Source organism: Ferviditalea candida (genome assembly GCF_035282765.1).
GTDB lineage: Bacteria > Bacillota > Bacilli > Paenibacillales > KCTC-25726 > Ferviditalea > Ferviditalea candida.
In genome coordinates, this window is the sequence record NZ_JAYJLD010000005.1 from 149,873 (window position 1) to 166,009 (window position 16,137).

Annotated in this window: 17 protein-coding genes and 1 tRNA gene; 11 read left to right on the forward strand and 7 right to left on the reverse strand. The window is 52.4% G+C overall.

Features of this window, described 5'->3' with window-relative positions; genetic code table 11:
• Positions 1-159: 159 nt before the first annotated feature.
• On the reverse strand, positions 160-402 hold the full coding sequence (locus tag VF724_RS05345; RefSeq protein WP_371753190.1) for an HD family phosphohydrolase: 243 nt from the start codon (positions 400-402) through the stop codon (positions 160-162).
• Between the two features lie 2 nt (positions 403-404).
• Positions 405-728: a YbjQ family protein gene (locus tag VF724_RS05350; RefSeq protein ID WP_371753191.1), complete on the reverse strand. Its 324-nt coding sequence runs from the start codon at positions 726-728 to the stop codon at positions 405-407.
• A gap of 202 nt (positions 729-930) precedes the next feature.
• On the opposite strand from VF724_RS05350, the gene pxpB reads away from it, so the two are divergent.
• Genes pxpB through VF724_RS05365 form a run of 3 tightly spaced genes read left to right on the forward strand, consistent with a single transcriptional unit; the run spans position 931 to position 3,450 of the window.
• Positions 931-1,647 (forward strand): 5-oxoprolinase subunit PxpB, encoded by a 717-nt coding sequence (gene pxpB, locus VF724_RS05355; RefSeq protein ID WP_371753192.1) that lies wholly within the window; start codon positions 931-933, stop codon positions 1,645-1,647.
• Positions 1,644-2,642 (forward strand): 5-oxoprolinase subunit C family protein, encoded by a 999-nt coding sequence (locus tag VF724_RS05360; RefSeq protein ID WP_371753193.1) that lies wholly within the window; start codon positions 1,644-1,646, stop codon positions 2,640-2,642. The genes pxpB and VF724_RS05360 overlap by 4 nt, the downstream gene beginning before the upstream one ends.
• 34 nt (positions 2,643-2,676) lie before the next feature.
• Complete coding sequence (locus VF724_RS05365) at positions 2,677-3,450, forward strand: LamB/YcsF family protein (RefSeq protein WP_371753194.1); 774 nt, start codon at positions 2,677-2,679, stop codon at positions 3,448-3,450.
• Between the two features lie 12 nt (positions 3,451-3,462).
• Here the strand turns inward: VF724_RS05365 and VF724_RS05370 are convergent, their stop codons facing one another.
• Entirely contained in the window at positions 3,463-3,741 is a 279-nt protein-coding gene (locus VF724_RS05370; RefSeq protein ID WP_371753195.1) for a hypothetical protein, read from the reverse strand.
• A gap of 122 nt (positions 3,742-3,863) precedes the next feature.
• On the opposite strand from VF724_RS05370, the gene VF724_RS05375 reads away from it, so the two are divergent.
• Both VF724_RS05375 and VF724_RS05380 read left to right on the forward strand, forming a co-directional pair.
• Positions 3,864-4,094: a hypothetical protein gene (locus VF724_RS05375; RefSeq protein ID WP_371753196.1), complete on the forward strand. Its 231-nt coding sequence runs from the start codon at positions 3,864-3,866 to the stop codon at positions 4,092-4,094.
• 45 nt (positions 4,095-4,139) lie between these two features.
• Positions 4,140-4,544 carry a DUF2203 domain-containing protein gene (locus VF724_RS05380; protein ID WP_371753197.1) on the forward strand — a complete coding sequence of 135 codons (405 nt, stop codon included), beginning with the start codon at positions 4,140-4,142 and terminating at the stop codon, positions 4,542-4,544.
• A 15-nt stretch (positions 4,545-4,559) separates the two neighbouring features.
• On the opposite strand, the gene VF724_RS05385 is transcribed toward VF724_RS05380, so the two are convergent.
• Positions 4,560-5,480, reverse strand: a complete 921-nt coding sequence (locus VF724_RS05385) for an aldo/keto reductase (protein WP_371753198.1) — start codon at positions 5,478-5,480, stop codon at positions 4,560-4,562.
• Between the two features lie 115 nt (positions 5,481-5,595).
• On the opposite strand from VF724_RS05385, the gene VF724_RS05390 reads away from it, so the two are divergent.
• A tRNA-Gly gene (locus VF724_RS05390) sits at positions 5,596-5,666 on the forward strand.
• 181 nt (positions 5,667-5,847) lie between these two features.
• On the opposite strand, the gene VF724_RS05395 is transcribed toward VF724_RS05390, so the two are convergent.
• A complete protein-coding gene (locus VF724_RS05395) occupies positions 5,848-6,639 on the reverse strand; it encodes a Cof-type HAD-IIB family hydrolase (protein ID WP_371753199.1) in 792 nt (263 codons plus the stop codon).
• An 876-nt stretch (positions 6,640-7,515) separates the two neighbouring features.
• On the opposite strand from VF724_RS05395, the gene pheS reads away from it, so the two are divergent.
• The 4 genes from pheS (at position 7,516) to VF724_RS05415 (ending at position 12,500) form a co-directional block, all read left to right on the forward strand.
• Positions 7,516-8,550, forward strand: coding sequence for a phenylalanine--tRNA ligase subunit alpha (gene pheS, locus VF724_RS05400; RefSeq protein WP_371753200.1), 1,035 nt, complete (start codon positions 7,516-7,518; stop codon positions 8,548-8,550).
• A 150-nt stretch (positions 8,551-8,700) separates the two neighbouring features.
• Positions 8,701-11,181, forward strand: a complete 2,481-nt coding sequence (gene pheT, locus VF724_RS05405) for a phenylalanine--tRNA ligase subunit beta (protein WP_371753201.1) — start codon at positions 8,701-8,703, stop codon at positions 11,179-11,181.
• A 130-nt stretch (positions 11,182-11,311) separates the two neighbouring features.
• Positions 11,312-11,881 carry a cell division protein ZapA gene (zapA, locus tag VF724_RS05410; protein WP_371753202.1) on the forward strand — a complete coding sequence of 190 codons (570 nt, stop codon included), beginning with the start codon at positions 11,312-11,314 and terminating at the stop codon, positions 11,879-11,881.
• Between the two features lie 13 nt (positions 11,882-11,894).
• Positions 11,895-12,500, forward strand: coding sequence for a CvpA family protein (locus VF724_RS05415; protein ID WP_371753203.1), 606 nt, complete (start codon positions 11,895-11,897; stop codon positions 12,498-12,500).
• A 99-nt stretch (positions 12,501-12,599) separates the two neighbouring features.
• Here VF724_RS05415 and VF724_RS05420 read toward each other — a convergent pair whose 3' ends face one another.
• Positions 12,600-12,986: a cupredoxin domain-containing protein gene (locus tag VF724_RS05420; RefSeq protein ID WP_371753204.1), complete on the reverse strand. Its 387-nt coding sequence runs from the start codon at positions 12,984-12,986 to the stop codon at positions 12,600-12,602.
• A 190-nt stretch (positions 12,987-13,176) separates the two neighbouring features.
• On the reverse strand, positions 13,177-13,542 hold the full coding sequence (locus VF724_RS05425; protein WP_371753205.1) for a phage holin family protein: 366 nt from the start codon (positions 13,540-13,542) through the stop codon (positions 13,177-13,179).
• A gap of 203 nt (positions 13,543-13,745) precedes the next feature.
• Here VF724_RS05425 and VF724_RS05430 point away from each other — a divergent pair, with 203 nt between their 5' ends.
• Positions 13,746-16,100: an endonuclease MutS2 gene (locus VF724_RS05430; protein WP_371753206.1), complete on the forward strand. Its 2,355-nt coding sequence runs from the start codon at positions 13,746-13,748 to the stop codon at positions 16,098-16,100.
• Positions 16,101-16,137 lie beyond the last annotated feature (37 nt).

Sequence of the window (16,137 nt, forward strand, 5' to 3'; positions counted from 1 at the left end):
ACGGAGTTTTTAAAAGAAAGAACCGTTCCGCGGCAATGCTTAGGGTATTGCTTTGGCGGAGCGGTTAGTTTCCGGTCCTCGGCGAGACAATTCTTATTGGCAAAAAAACTACCTCTATACGCGGTCGCTCATCATTGAAACGACCTCGATGGAGGTTTTTTATTGCTCACGGATATATTCGCGCTCCCCGGTTGTGCGGTTATAATAGACGCGATATTTAAAGCCGTCCTTTGGATCGATGAATACTTCCTGGGTTTTTTCCAAAGACCCGTCATACAGCCCTTGGGGATGCTTGCCATCGTCTCTTTCTTTATAGCGGCGGTCAAAATAACGCCAGCTGAGCCAGATCAGCACAACCAACATGGCAGCCTGCAGAAGAAACCACCCGGACAGGAGCAGCATGCTTATTCCTGCTTTCTCGCTTTGACGGCTGTGCCATAAGCTACGATTTCGCTCATGTTGGACCCGATGTCGCCGCTGTCGAATCGCATCATAACGACGGCGTCAGCTCCCATGGCATGGGCGTTCTGGACCATTCTGTCCATCGCCTGTCTGCGGGCGTCCTCGATCATTTGCGTATATTGTTTGATTTCTCCGCCGACTAGCCCCTTTAACGAAGCGAGAATATCCCCGCCGATCCCTCTTGCCCGAACGACTACGCCGAAGGCGGTCCCAAGCACTTCCGTTACCTCGAAGCCTTTAATGTTTTCCGTTGTGGTGACGATCATGAAATCATCTCCTTATCGATCCGATATATATTACATACGCAGCAGGCTGGGGAAGGTTCCCGCTGAGCTTGAATGTGCGGCTTTGCATAAAAAGCCGATGGATATTAATAATGGACAGGGGAGCTTCACCATTTATTGTTTACATGCCGGGGGTAATATAATATAAAAAGAATAAAGTCAGTCGGAACAGGGGGCGGGACGGTTGAAGTCGGGAGAAGAATATGAAATATATCCGTTGGGGGAGCGCGCGGCAACGGTCAGATTCGGCGCCGTGATCGATCCCGATATTCACAATCGTGTCCGGGCGATGATGTCCGTACTGCGGGAAAAGCCTTTTCCGGGGTTAGTGGAAGCCGCGCCTGCATTCACTTCCGTAACGGTCTATTATGATCCGCTGCGGGTCGCAAGCGATGCCGCAACGCCATATGACGCCGTTTGCCTGCATCTGAAAGAGACGCTGTTGCAGGCTGAGCTTCATCCCCCAAAAGCCCCAAGAACCGTGGAAATTCCCGTTTGCTATGACGGCGGCTTTGGACCGGATCTGGCGCAGGTGGCGGAATGGAACGGGCTGACGAAGGAGGAAGTGATCCGTATTCATTCCGAGCCGGTATATACGATTTACATGATTGGATTTGCCCCGGGCTTTCCTTATCTGGGGGGGATGTCGGAGCGAATCGCGGCACCGAGAAAAAGCTCTCCGCGAATGATGGTGCCTGCAGGATCGGTGGGAATCGCGGGCAAACAGACGGGGATTTATCCGTTGAATTCGCCTGGCGGCTGGCAAATTATCGGGCGGACTCCGCTGGAATTGTTCCGCCCGGGTCACATTCCTCCGAGCCTGCTCCAAGCGGGAGATCTTGTCCGTTTTTGCCCGATTCGCAAGGAGGAGTACGAACATTTGAAGGAGCGCGGAGAATGAGTCTGATTATTCATCATCCCGGTTTGCTGACAACCGTTCAGGATGCCGGCAGGCAGGGATTTCTGCAATATGGAGTGACGGAAAGCGGCGCCATGGATACCTATGCGCTGCGTATCGCCAATCTGCTTGCAGGCAATTCGGAGCGGGCGGCTGCTCTGGAATTGACGCTAAACGGAGGCTCGTTCGAATTTGCGGAAGATATGCTGATCGCGGTATGCGGTGCGGACATGTCCGCCGCCATCGGAAGTGTGGCGGTGCCGATGTGGAAGCCCGTCTTTGTCCGTAAAGGGAGCGTCATGAGCTTCGGCAGGGCGGTCAGCGGCTGCAGAACATATTTGGCGGCAGCGGGTGGACTGGATGTAACGGAAGTAATGGGAAGCGCGGGCACTTATCTGAGAGGCGGCTTCGGCGGCTATGGGGGACGGGCGCTGCAAAAGGGCGACCATCTTCGAACCGGGGCCAAATCAGATTGGAGCCTGAGGCAGATAGCTCAGCTTTCCGGCCGTTGCGGAGAACGGGAATTTGCAGCGGCCGCCTGGTCGGCCGGTAGCATCCAGGTTGTGTCGTATCTTTACCAACCGTTTGTCAGAGCAATGCGCGGTCATGAATTTGATCTTTTTAAAGCGGAAAGCCGGGAGCTTTTTTTTGACGGAATCTTCCGTGTCGAGTCCCCTTCCGATCGAATGGGGTATTTGCTCAGCGGTGAGCGGCTTTCGCTTACAGCACCGCAGGAAGCGATCTCGGAGGCAGTGGCTTTCGGAACGGTACAGGTGCCGCCAAGCGGGAGTCCGATTGTGCTGATGGCCGATCACCCGACGACCGGAGGCTATCCGCGAATCGCTCAAGCGGCATTTGTGGATTTGCCGGTACTCGCCCAGACGAAGCCCGGCGAATCGGTGCGATTCAGGGAAATTACGCTGGCGGAAGCGCAGAGGCTGTATGCCGTCAAAGAAATGGAGATTCGTCAACTGAGAGAAGCCATAAGCTTGAAGTGAGATCTTTAGCGGTCTGCCGTAGGGGGGATGAGGAATGCGAAGCGCCGATTTGAACTGTGATTTGGGCGAAGGATACGGGGCGTACCGGAAAGGCCGGGACGATGAACTGTTGGATGTGGTGACCTCGGCTAATATTGCCTGCGGTTTTCATGCGGGCGACCCTTCCGTCATGCGCAAAACCGTGGAGCTTTGCCTTGAGAAGGGAGTGGCCATCGGGGCGCATCCGGGGCTGCCGGACTTGCAGGGTTTCGGCCGCAGGGAAATGCGGATTACGCCGCAGGAAGCTTATGACATGACTATATATCAGATAGGGGCGCTGTACGGCTTTGTCAAGGCGGCGGGGGGTGTTTTGCATCATGTGAAACCGCACGGGGCTCTATACAACATGGCAGCGGTGAATTCGGAATTGGCGCATGCGATTGCCGAGGCTGTGTATCGGATCGAGCCGACTCTGGTGATTTACGGGCTGTCGGGAAGCGAACTGATCCGGGCCGGCGAACGGTTTGGGCTGCAAACAGCCTCTGAGGTATTCGCGGATCGGACCTATCAGGAGGACGGCACATTGACCCCAAGAAGCTCGGGCACTGCGTTGATTCATAATGAAGCCGAGGCTGCTGCGCAAGTGCTTCGCATGGTTCGCCAGGGATCCGTGCTCACGATCAAGCAAACGGAAATCCGGATCAAAGCGGACACGGTCTGCATTCACGGGGACGGGAATCGAGCGGTCGAATTTGCTCGGAAAATAAGAAACACACTGGAAACCGAGGGTGTTTCGGTTCGCAGTGTGGCTGTCGAAAAGTCATTCTGATGATTGGGTGCATTACTGCCATTCCACTTGGGTAATCAGCTTGTATTTAAACATATAAATTATAAAATCGACGTATTGATCAAACCGCACAATGATCCGGAATTCACGGTCGGAATGCGCATGAAAAATCGCATCGGTATAGATGTGGTTGTTATTGAAATGATCGCGGAGGTGATGGAAATTGTCCAGATGCTTCTCCGTATTCAGAATGTTGATCAGGAATTCAAAATCATCGCCGTTTCTTTTTTCCGTCAGGCTGATTTCGTCCGGGTTGAATTTGTAACGGAGCATGGCATCGATCCCCTTTCTTTCGCGGAACGTTTAAGCTGTAGATATTGTAACAGATGGATGATAACGGTGCAATAAGTAGGCGAATTTTGATATATTGAAGGGAGAGAGGAGGGCGGTTTGCCTTGTTCAAGCTTCTGATCTTCATCGGTCTGATCTCGTTGGTGATTTACCCGATTTTCAAAGCAGTCAAGAAGGTACAAGGTTTTTTGCGGTTTTTTTCATTTGACGCAGGAGAGCCATGCCCGGCATGCCATCATCCCATCAAAGCGGACGGAAAGGACATGGTCTGTCCGTATTGCGGAACGAAGCTTGGCCGAACTGCGGGCGGTAAACTGTTGATTCGCATCAATTAACGGCTGTGCAGAAACGGACTTTTTGGATACCGGGAGGTTGCCTTCATGAAAAAATATTTTACCGTGGAAGAAGCGAATGCCCTGATTCCTGCCGTGAATCGGGATTTGACACGTCTGCAGGATATCACGCAGAAATTTGAAGAGAAGCTCCAGATTCGCGAGCTTCTCATCTCAAAAAAGCTGGTTTTTCAAGGGAGTCCGGACGTTGATCCGGTTTTTACTCTGGAATGCGAGATGGATTTTCTGCAGATGGAAGCTAATATGCTCATCCAAAGCATTCGCAGCAAGGGAGCCGATTTGAAGGACATCGAAACCGGTCTGGTTGATTTTCCGTCGAAGATCGGCGCAGAGGAAGTGCTCCTCTGCTGGAAACAGGGTGAGGAAAGAATCCGCTACTATCACGGTCTGTTCGACGGATTCGTCGGCCGTCGTCCGCTGGACGAAGCATAAGAAGCGTTTCTTACGTCATTCATTCCAAGCCTGCGGATGGCTGTCACTGACATACTCGGCGGCAGCGGCGTTGGACTCGGCTTGGGCGGCGTCTTTGCAGCCGGGAATAACACTGGTGACGGCCGGATGCTTCAGACACCAGGCCAAAGCCCATTGCGCCATGTTCATGCCCTGCGGCACTTCATTGCGGCGGATTTGCTCTGCCATCTCCAATTTCTCATTGGTCTGTTCAGCGTCATGCCTGGATCTAACGTCATTGGCCGCAAAAACCGCTCCAGGCTTATATTTCCCGCTGAGATATCCGCTGGCCAGCGGTACGCGGGCAAGAACCCCCAATTGCTGACGCTCGCAGGAGGCAAAGACCTGATCCTCGGGATTGCGGTCCAAACGGTTATAGACGACTTGAATCGCCTCGGCTTTTACTTTCGAAGCGGCGTCGGTTTGCCCGATGTTGTTATTTTTCGCTATCGAAATCCCAAGATGCCTTATTTTCCCGGCCTGCATCTGTTTATCCAGGACTTTCCACATATCGTCATTATCGAAGCATTCGTCGGACGGTGAATGGGATTGGTACAAGTCGATATAGTCCGTGTTCAGCGCTTTTAGCGATAAATCCAGCTGCTTCAAAACCTCATCCGCGGAACAGTGGGTGGTCCGGTCGAGATGGCTGTGGAAACGGTGGCCGAACTTGGTCGCGACGATCCAATCTTCCCGCCGCCGCCGTCTGAGATAATCGCCGATCAGCGATTCGGACAGATGGTCTCCGTAGCATTCCGCGGTATCGATCAGATTAATCCCGAGTTCCATTGCCTTATCAAGGATTTCATCAACTTCCTTTTGGGTGAAGTCCTTTCCCCATTCTCCGCCGAATTGCCAGGTTCCCACGCCGATAACGGACACCTTCATATTCGTTTTTCCCAGCCTGCGGTATTTCAATTGACTCATCTCCTTCAATATTTGAAAAATTTACATTTGATTTTTGTAAAGGAACGTGGTATATTACTTTTTGCCGCTTCAAAATAACATCGGCGGATCACTTCTTTATCTGTATGCGGGTGTAGTTCAATGGTAGAACTCCAGCCTTCCAAGCTGGTAGCGTGGGTTCGATTCCCATCACCCGCTTTCTTGAATGCCACTTTGCTCGAAATGGAAAGCGAACCCCAAGGGTTCGACCGTCCGTGAAGGCTTCCTTGAGATGACGGAACAGGACGAGCGTCCGAATTAACCATGCTGCCGCCCGGAGGGCGGCTTTTTTGATCGGGAAATTCGGAGTATTCCCATCACCCGCTTTTTTAAAAAACCTTTACAAAATAAACTTTTCGATGACATGCTTTACGCCCTGTTCATTATGGGTCAGGGTGATGTAGTCCGCGATTTGCTTCAGGGCGGGTACCGCATTGCCCATAGCCACTCCGACTCCGGCAGCGGCAATCATATCCTGGTCGTTCCAACTGTCGCCGATGGCGATGACATTCTCGGGTTCAAAGCCGTAATGGCGCGCCAATAGCTTCAGCGCCTGCCCCTTAGTAGCCTCCGCGTTGGTGATTTCCAAGAAATGCGGCTTGGATTTTGTAATATTCACCTGTTTCCCAAAGATTTCCTCCAATTCCGGTTGGATTTGGTCAAGCTCTTCAGGCTGCTCAATGAACAGCAGCTTCAGCATCGGCTGATCCGAAAGCCCGGAGAAATCAGAAAGCACGCGATAAGGCACATTCGAAATGCGGGAGTATTCTCTGGCCTTTTCGTTGTCGTCTTTTACAAGCAACTCGTCGTTATAATACAGCTGTAAATGAAGCGAACGGCTTTCCGCGTATTCGATCAGCTTGCGGACGATGCTGCCGGGTACGCTGCGCTCATAAAGCACTTTATCGTCCAGCGAATTTTTGACGAGGGCCCCTTGGTATGTAATGATCGGAACGTTCAAATTCAGCTTTGCGGCGACCTGTTTGGCGGAAGCGAACATCCGGCCCGTCGCCAAGGTAACGATTACTCCTTTGTTTGCAGCAAGCCGCAGCGATTCTTTCGTTTCGTCGGGAATTTGCCGCTCATCGTTTAAAAGCGTATCGTCGATATCGATCATCAGCATTTTGTACATTTTTCTCCCACCCCGCAACGTTCATCCGAAAATCGTAAGCCATCCTACATTATAAACTTTTCCTAATGGCTGCGCCAGTTTAACGAGATTCCGGAAAGATGAAACAAATAAAACTCTTCGCTTCATGGCGCTGCTTGCTTGAAACCTGATTCATTATTGCTTATAATTACGTATAAATCGCGTGAACAGCAGCATATTGAAAAAATGTGATGATGGGGAAGAGTAAGCAGTGCCTCTTTACAGGGAAGGAATGCCGAAGACTGAGAGCATTCCCGGAGAATCAGGCTGCCGAAGTTCACTCCGGAACAGTTCTCTGAAACCGGCATTTCCATGAATGCGGATCGGCTTTTCTGTGATCCTGCGGCTGCCGGCGTGTAGGAGAGACCGGTTTTGCATAAACCGTTAATGATTGAAGCGGGAACGCTAGTCCTGTCCGGTTATTTTGAAGTGCCGGGCAAGCGGTCGGGAAATACTCCGAAGCTGGAGATCCGGCGGCAGGCGTTCCAATAAGGGTGGTACCGCGGCTCATTCGTCCCTTGTCAGGGGAGAAGAGCCTTTTTTTGTTGTGCGTGGTGTTTGCCGGACGAATTTGTTTTCGTGATTATTATTCAAAATGACAGTTTTTTCGGTAAAGGGATGCCACTCCACCACTCTTAAAACCAGGAATAGGATTAACTTTTATATGTGAATTCCCGGTTTTAAAGGTGTAAAAGTTTTTGGAGAAAACCGCATCGGGAGCATAAGCTTAAACTTTTCATGCCATTCCCTTTCCCTCCATACCCATTTGAATAATTTATCGATTCACAATGTTGCATTTGTCCGACAGACTGTAAGGATGGTTATAATTAAATGGAAATCAGGGAGGCAATGAACGGCATGAGAGATCGACTGGAAACAATGAAGTCCGAAGCTTTGGAGGAATTGAAGCGGGCCGAAGATATTCAGACCTTGCAGGAATTGCGCGTCAAATATCTGGGCAAGAAGGGCATCCTTACTGAAATTTTGCGGGGCATGGGCGGCTTGAGCGCCGAGGAGCGGCCGGTCATCGGCCAGCTGGCCAATGACGTGAGGGCGTCTATTGAAGAAGTTATTGCGGAAAAGCAAAACAAGTTTCAGCAGGCCGAAACCGAGAAACGGCTGAGATCCGAAACGATTGATGTGACTTTGCCGGGCAGAAATATCGGACAAGGGGCGGTGCATCCGTTAAGCAAGGTCATCCGGGAAATCGAGGATATTTTCATCGGCATGGGCTACAGGATCGCCGAAGGACCGGAAGTGGAAACCGATTATTACAATTTCGAGGCGCTGAACCTGCCCAAGGACCATCCGGCCAGAGACATGCAGGATTCGTTCTATATCACGGATGAAATCCTGCTCAGAACACAGACCTCGCCCGTGCAAATCCGTACGATGGAAGCAATGGACGGGGAGGTGCCCGTCAAGATCATTTGCCCCGGCAAAGTATATCGCAGGGATGATGACGATGCGACGCATTCGTTTCAGTTCATGCAGATTGAAGGACTCGTGATCGACCGGAATATCCGCATGAGCGACCTGAAGGGCACACTGCAGCAGTTCGTCCGGGAAATGTTCGGTTCGCAGACGGAGATACGCCTGCGCCCCAGCTTTTTCCCGTTTACCGAACCGAGTGCCGAGGTCGATGTCACCTGTGTCCACTGCGGAGGCAACGGCTGCAGGGTATGCAAGCATACGGGCTGGCTGGAAATCCTTGGCTCCGGGATGGTTCATCCGCGCGTCTTGGAAATGGGCGGATACGACCCTGAACAATACAGCGGTTTTGCCTTCGGCATGGGTGTGGAGAGAATTGCCATGCTGAAATACGGGGTCGACGATATCCGGCATTACTACACGAATGACTTAAGGTTCCTTGAACAGTTTGTCCGCATTTGACGCATGGGTTTGAAAATATGGCATCGCGATGAAATAACTTCTACTAAACTGGTGGCAAAGATCAATTAAACCGCTTGAACCTTTGCCCCCAAAAGTAGAACTAATTTCATCGCGAGCCCTAAATCGTGACCGAAAGGAAAGTGAAGCTTTGTGAAAGTCTCATACCAATGGTTGTCGGAATATATCGATTTGAACGGGCATTCCGCTGAGGAGCTGGCGGAAAAGCTGACGCGCAGCGGGATTGAAGTGGATATCGTCGAATCCCTCGACAAGGGGGTGGAAAAGGTTGTCGTGGGTTATGTCAAATCCCGCGTACAGCATCCCGATGCGGATAAGCTGGGCGTATGCATTGTCGATGCCGGAACCGGGGAAGACCTGCAGATTGTCTGCGGCGCGAAGAATGTTGCCGCCGGCCAGAAGGTGCCCGTGGCGATCGTGGGGGCCAAGCTGCCCGGCGACCTGAAGATCAAGAAAGCCAAGCTGCGCGGGGTGGAGTCGCAGGGGATGATCTGCTCCGCGAAAGAATTGGGGCTGAACGACAAGCTGCTGCCGAAGGAAATGCAGGAAGGGATTTTGGTGCTTCCGGAAAATACGGAATTGGGGGCCGATGTAAACGGCGTGCTCGGCATCGGCGACAAAGTAATGGAGCTCGATTTGACCCCCAACCGTTCGGATTGTCTCAGCATGATCGGTGTGGCGTACGAGATCGCGGCTATTCTGGGCAGGGAGATTAAGCTTCCCGACGAGATGGAAGGCTTGGAGGGTTCCGCAGAGGATGCTGGTTCGGCTTGCGTCGGTGATTCCCTCCGCAAGGCGGAGGACCTGATCAATGTGCAGGTCAGCTCGCCGGATCACTGCCCTCATTATACGGTAAGAGTGATTGAGAATGTGACAATCGGTCCGTCGCCGCAGTGGATGCGGAATCGGTTGATGGCCGCCGGCATCCGCCCGATCAACAATGTGGTCGATATTACCAATTACGTAATGCTGGAATTCGGACAGCCGCTGCACGCATTCGATGCGGATCGGCTGAAGGGCCGCATCGATGTGCGGTTGGCGAAGGACGGGGAAAAAATCGTCACGCTCGACGATGTGGAGCGGACGCTGGAGCCGCATATGCTGGTCATTACCGACGGGGAAAAGCCGGTCGGAATCGCCGGCGTCATGGGCGGGGCCAATTCCGAAGTGACGGAAAGCACCAAAACGATCATCCTCGAATCGGCCAAATTTGCCGGCAGCTCGATCAGAAGAACCTCCCGCCAGCTCGGACTTCGTTCCGAAGCCAGCCTGCGCTTTGAAAAAGAAGTGAATCCCGATGCTGTGATTCCCGCTCTGAATCGCGCAGCTTCCTTGATGGCAAAGTACGCGGGAGGAGCGGTCGCGGAAGGCGTCGTGCAGTCTGCGCCGCAAATCGGGGAACCGATCGTGCTGGATCTTTCCATCGGCAAAGTCAATCAACATCTTGGAACCCGGCTGTCCGAAAGGGAAGTCAAGGAGATTTTCGAGCGGCTGAATTTCCCGTATGAGCAATCCGGCGAAGGTCTGCTGCGGGTTTTCGTTCCGAGGCGCAGGGGAGATATTACGAGGTACGTTGATCTGATTGAGGAGATCGCCCGATTGTACGGATACGACCGGATTCCGACGACGCTGATGAGCGGCGAGACGACTCCGGGCTCGTTAACCAAGCCGCAGTTCATTCGCCGTGAGCTGCGCAGGCTTTTGACGGACAGCGGTCTTCACGAGGTCGTCAATTATTCTCTGACGCATCCGGCCAAAATTGCCGAATATCCCGGCCTTTACGGTGCGAATGCCAAGCCGGTAGCCCTGTCGATGCCGATGAGCGAAGACCGCAGCGTGCTGAGAACCAGCCTTGTTCCCCAACTTCTTGATGCGGCCGCGTACAATCGCAACCGCAATGCCGAGAATACGGCCATCTTTGAGATCGGAAGCATCTTTATCACTGACGAAGCACGTTTGACCAAACTGCCGCAGGAAAAAATGCTCTTGGCCATTCTATGGACCGGCGCGCGGAGACCCGCTCACTGGTCCGGCGTTTCCGAGAAGGCGGATTTCTATGATGTTAAGGGCATAATCGAAAAAATCACAGGCGCGCTGGGGATTGCCGGCGTGAAATACGCGGCGGCGAAGCCGAAGGGACTGCATCCCGGAAGAACGGCTGAAATCCGGGTCGGACAGCCTGAGGGCGATATTCTGATCGGGCTGATCGGACAGGTGCACCCGGAGCTTCAGCAGCGAAAGGATCTCGAGGATACGTTTGTTGCCGAGCTGGAACTCGACGTGCTGTACGAGCTTGCCGATTCCGGCATCCGCTATCGCGCGCTGCCGCGTTATCCTTCCATCGGCAGGGATCTTGCCGTTGTGGTCGACTCCGGACTTGAAGTCGGGCGGCTGATCGATAAGGTTCGGGAAACCGCCGGAGAGCTTCTGGAATCGGTGCGGGTGTTTGATATTTATAAAGGAGAGCGTCTTGGAGAAGGCAAAAAAAGCGTCGCGCTGTCGCTGGTATATCGGAATCCGGACCGGACGTTAACCGACAGCGAGGTCGGAAGTCTGCAGGAAAAAGTCGTTCAGGCTTTGGAACAAAGTTTTCAGGCTCAATTAAGAAGATAATCATTTTTTAGCGGAAGCGAATTTTCAAAACAGCAGGAACATGGGCCGTTCGCATCGAATTTGAAGGTAGTAGCGAAAAAGGATGCGACCGGTCCTTTTGCTTGAATAAGGGAGCTGGGGAGGAAACATAGTGAATTCTGGCGATAAAACTCGGATTACTGTGGACATTTACGGCATGCAGTACAAGCTGATGGGAAACTCAAGCGTCGATCACATGAAAACGGTGGCGGACTTTGTCAATGAACATATGCTAAAGATCTCCAAAAATAATTCGCGTCTGGACACGCCGCGAATTGCCGTCTTGGCTGCCGTCAATATGGCCGATGAATACCTCCGCATGAAGCAGGAGATGGAACGGCTGCAGGAAGATGAGCAGAAGAAAATTCTCATCCGCAATTACAATTTGCTGCAGGAGCAGTACGACAAGCTTCAGCAGGAGCATCGAATCAGCGCGGAGCGGCTGGAAGAATGGAAGCAGAAAGAAAAAAGCCTCATGGAAGAGTACCGTGCCCTGCAGGAGGAGCACGAGCAATTAAAGCGGCAGTTCAGGGAGGAAGTTGAGCGTTTGCGGGCCGCAAATCCGGATACGGATGCGCTCAAGCAGCAGCTGAAGCAGTTAAAAGAGGAATATGGCAAGCTCCAAAACGAATACGATGAATGGATTCAGCTTGTGCAAGCGGATCCGGTCAAGGAACAATAGCGTGGTGGCGGCCATGAATTTGAACTGGGTCGATTATGTAATCATTGGTCTTCTCGTCGGCGGTTTTCTGATGGGCTATGTCAGAGGCTTCGTCAGTCAGTTGCTGTCCATTTTTGGAACGGTTATTGCTTTTATCGCCGCTTTCCGGTTCTACGGGGGGTTATCTCCTTGGATCGCTCAGCATCTTCCGATTTCTTCACTGGGCTCCTTTAAGCAGTATGCTCCCTTTGCGGAAAACATGCAACTGGACAAATATTTCTATAATGCGCTGGCGTTCGCCTTGATTTTTTTCGGGTCCAAAATCGTATTGTCCATTGTCGGGGGTGTGCTTAACGTGATCGCGAAAATTCCCGGGATCCATTTCGTCAACAAATGGAGCGGTGCGGTGCTGGCATTTGTGGAGGTTCTGGCGATGATCGTGATCGCCGTCAATTTGTTGGCCGTCACTCCGGTGGAAAAGCTGAAAGCCGCTCTTGAGCAATCGGTTATTGTCACTTATATTTTGCATTACGCTCCCTACATATCCCCCCTGCTGCAGGATTTGTGGAAGCATGATCCGGCGATTCCGAGTTCGCCGTCCGGCCGTTTAATCCGCTTTTTTTTGAATGGGCTGCTGTAACGGATTTACCTCTGCGAAGGCTCACCAGCCTTATAAAAGACGTCAAAACTCGCTGCAGAGGCAAATCCCGTTTCTTTGGCATGCCCGTTATTACTCGCTTTATTCCTCTACAATCAGCTTTGATACCATATTGTAATGTCCGGGACCGCACGGGATATCGCATCTGATTTCGAAGGTTCCCGCCTGGTTGGGAACAACCACCTGCGTTTTTTTGTTGAAATCCAGATTGACGCCAAGCTCTTTGATTTCCGCTCCATGCGCACCCTGTTTAAGCTCGAGCACAAATTTGACCGGTTCCCCTTTTTTTACATGGTATTCCGGTTGGTCATACTGGAAATTGGTGGCCACTAATTTGATTTCTTTGGCATTGGCCGCATCCGCGCTGCTTGCGGCGTCGCTGTTGCTTGCCGAATCCTCTTTACTGCCGCATGCGGATAACGCCATGATGATCGCTGTTCCAAGCATCGCAAGCTTGATTCTTTTCATTGCTGTTTCCCCCTCCTCAATAAGAATCATTCTCAAATCAAATTCACAAATCTAATCATAACAAATTTCAGCAAACTGAATATGTAGAAATTTCGCTTTTTGTTGACAAACCCTTGAACAAAAAAAGTCTGCCTCAGGCAACGGAAACATCAATGGTCTCCGGCCTGGGCAGACTTGTCGAAGGCTTCTTCTACTTGGCTTCTTCCTTGTCTCTCCCTGCTTTGAACGGGGTGGACACGGGAATGAACAAATCGATGATCCCGATCACAAGCGCCGCCAATATGGCGCCAATCCATGTAACGGATACTCCGCCGACGATGAATTGAGCGACCCAAATGACCACTGCGCTGACGATAAAACCGACGATTCCTCTGCCGAACGGGGTTACTTTTTGGCCAAAGATGGCTTCAATGACCCAGCCGATCGCGGCAATAACCAGAGCCAGAAAAAATGCGCTCCAGAAGCCGCCCACGGAAAACTGCGGCACGATAAATCCGACGATCATCAAGACCAGCGCGGATACGACAAATCTCACAACATGCCCAAGAAAGTGCATCCCACTACTCCCTTCATTGTGATTTGAAAAGGCAACAAGCCTTTGGCTTGTAAAGCCTTGTTGCAATGGAAATGTGTATAGAACGATACAAATGTATTTTTTCCGCCCTTTCAAGGCTTTATTAGCGGGAGATGCATCCAAGACTGGTTCTGCTTATCCCCTTTGGATATAATAGAATGGAACGGCGGAGAAGGAGTGCGCAAATGAAAGATAAAATTTTATCCGTTTTGGAATATCCCAAAATATTGCATAAACTGACTGCCCATGCAGCAACGGAAATCGGCAAGACGCGTGCCGAACGTTTGCGTCCTTCCCATGAATTTTCCGCGGTCAGATCCTCCCTGCAGGCAACCGATGAGGCGTTTGCCGTACAGCGGTTGAAAGGAGGAGCGCCGTTCGGAGGAATTCGCGACATCCGGGGGTCGCTGCAGCGGGCGCGTATCGGCGGGGCTTTGAATCCTGCGGAGCTGCTGGACATCGCGACAACGATTTCCGGCGGCAGGAAGCTGAAGCGCTTTTTGTTTTCCTTTCATGAAAATCACCCCATTCCTATGCTTCAAGCTTGGGCGGAGGGTATTGCCGAGCTGAACAAGCTCGAGGAGGGAATCGCGTTCTGTATTAACGATCAAGCGGAAGTCAGCGACCAGGCGAGCCCGGAGTTGAATCGGATCCGGCATGAGCGGCGCACCGGGGAGCATCGGGTAAGGGAACGGCTGGAACAAATGCTTCGAACCCCGTCCGTGCAAAAAATGCTGCAGGAAAGTTTGGTCACGGTCAGAAACGACCGGTACGTCATCCCGGTCAAGCAGGAATACCGGGGTTCCATCGGTGGAATCGTGCATGATCAGTCTGCTTCCGGAGCCACGTTATTCATCGAGCCTGAAGCCGTCGTGCAGCTGAACAATAAACTGCGCGAGCTCTCATTAAAGGAACAGAAGGAAATTGAAAAAATACTGCGGCAGCTGACGGAAAAAGTTGCGGAATTCGCCGAAGAGTTGCGGGAAAGCCTGGAATCGCTGGCGGAATTGGACTTTCAATTTGCCAAGGCCGCTTTGGCCAAGGAAATGAAAGCCTCCCTGCCGATCATGAACGACAGCGGATTCATACAGTTGAAGAAAGCCCGGCATCCGCTAATCACCGGGGAGGCGGTGCCGATCAATGTCGAGCTTGGCAGGGAATACAGCACGATCATCATCACCGGCCCCAACACGGGAGGCAAAACGGTCAGTCTGAAAACGATTGGGCTGTTGAGTCTGATGGCGATGTCCGGTTTGTTTATTCCTGCCGAGGACGGCAGCTCGATGTGCGTTTTTGAAGGGATCTACGCCGATATCGGGGATGAACAGAGCATTGAGCAAAATCTCAGCACATTTTCAAGCCATATGACCAATATCATTGGCATTCTGCGGAGCCTGACTCCAAACAGCCTGATTTTGTTGGACGAATTGGGGGCGGGAACAGATCCGGCCGAAGGATCGGCGCTGGCGATTGCCATATTGGAGCACATCCACAGCCAAGGCTGCCGGATGGTGGCGACGACCCATTACAGTGAATTGAAGGCCTATGCGTATGACCGGCCGGGTATCATCAATGCCAGCATGGAATTTGATGTGCAGACCCTGCGCCCGACGTATCGCCTGCTTGTCGGCGTGCCCGGCCGCAGCAATGCGTTTGCCATTGCCAGAAGGCTCGGATTGCCGGAAGAAATCATCGAGCGGGCGCGCGGTCAAATTAATGAGGAAACCCAGCGGGTCGAAAGCATGATCGCTTCCCTGGAAGAAAATCGTTTGACGGCCGAGACGGAACGGCAAAGCGCTCAGCAGCTTCGCCGGGAAATGGACCGTCTGCGGCGGGAGCTTGAGCAGGAGCGGACGAGGTTCGAGGAGCAGCGGGACAAAATGCTGCAAAAGGCGGAGCAGGAGGCCAGGGATGCCGTGGCCAAAGCGCGCCGCGAAGCGGAAGAGATCATTGCGGATCTGCGCAGGCTGGCTATGGAAGAACGGGCGGCCGTCAAGGAGCATAAGCTTCTGGAGGCCAAAAAGAAGCTGGATGAAGCGGTTCCCGCCTTGAGGAAGACGAAGGCGGCCGCGAGGAACAAGAGCGCCGCCGTCATCGAACCCGGAGATGAAGTGCTTGTTGCAAGCCTCGGGCAAAAGGGGCATGTAGTCGAGATAGCGGGTGATGGTGCAGTTGTCCAACTGGGCATTATGAAAATGAAAGTCGGCAAGGCGGATATCGAGCCTGTCGCCGCTCCGAAGCCGCAAAAGCAGTATCAGCCGGCAGGCACCGGCGTCAAGCGAACCAGGGATGAGCACATCCGCACCGAACTTGATCTTCGGGGCGCCAACCTGGAGGATTCACTGCTTGAGGTTGACCGCTTTCTGGATGAAGCGATCTTGGCCAATTTGGGTCGGGTCTCGATCATTCACGGCAAGGGCACCGGTGTGCTGAGAAACGGCATTCAAGAATATTTGCGCAGGCACAAGCATGTGCAAAGCTACAGATTGGGCAATTTCAACGAGGGGGGCACCGGGGTCACCTTGGTTGAACTCAAGTAACCCGGATCGGCTCCGACATCATAAAGGTTCATGAAAC